The organism is Streptomyces sp. NPDC058307 (genome assembly GCF_042880295.1).
Lineage (GTDB): Bacteria > Actinomycetota > Actinomycetes > Streptomycetales > Streptomycetaceae > Streptomyces.
Window position 1 is genome coordinate 10706 of record NZ_JBHVYZ010000120.1, and the last position, 631, is coordinate 11336.

Genomic DNA, 631 nt, shown 5'->3' on the forward strand with positions numbered 1-631 from the left:
TGAGCTACGGAGGATCGCCTCGTTGCATCGAACGCATCTCCCTGGGTATTCGCCAGGGGGCGGGCGCTCTCTGCGACACATACATTAGCGCAAGCAGGGGGGTGCTCCGCCAATCGGTTCCCCCCGGCACCGATACCGACACCGACGTCGCACCGGATACCTACGCAAGGAAGGGTGGCCGCCATGCGTTACAAGCTCACGTTCGTGGTCGGACTGACTCTGGGTTACGTGCTGGGCACCCGTGCCGGGCGCGAGCGCTACGAACAGCTGAAGAAGTCCGCCCGTCATGTCTCCCAGAACCCCGCCGTCCGCAACACCGCGGAGACGGCGGCCCAGCAGGGCCGCCAGTTCGCCGGCAAGGCGTACCACGCGGTCAGCGACAAGGTGGGCGACCGGGTGCCGGAGTCCGTGACCCAGCGGGTGCGCTCGCTGCGGGATCGCAACCCGAACGGCACCGCACAGGACGACTGGGGCTCGAGCACCCCGTGAATCCACGTTGACGCGACCCACTCGCGGGGGCGGGGCCGGCGGCGCCCGGCCCCCCCCCCCGGGCGCGCGCCCCCCCGGGACCCAACGCCCAGAGTCTTTTCGCGCTGGGGGTCGTAGGCGGGTGGGGCCGGTGACCCGAGAT

At 70.4% G+C, this 631-nt stretch carries 1 protein-coding gene; it reads left to right on the forward strand.

Annotated elements, in window-relative coordinates; genetic code table 11:
• Positions 1–183: 183 nt before the first annotated feature.
• The gene (locus tag ACFVYN_RS40470; protein WP_390007745.1) at positions 184–489 is read left to right on the forward strand and encodes a YtxH domain-containing protein; all 306 of its coding nucleotides are present in this window, start codon (positions 184–186) and stop codon (positions 487–489) included.
• Positions 490–631 lie beyond the last annotated feature (142 nt).

Bases quoted from the DNA above. Each gene is read 5' to 3' on its own strand.
- ACFVYN_RS40470 (WP_390007745.1), top strand. From the start codon at position 184: ATGCGTTACAAGCTCACGTTCGTGGTCGGACTGACTCTGGGTTACGTG.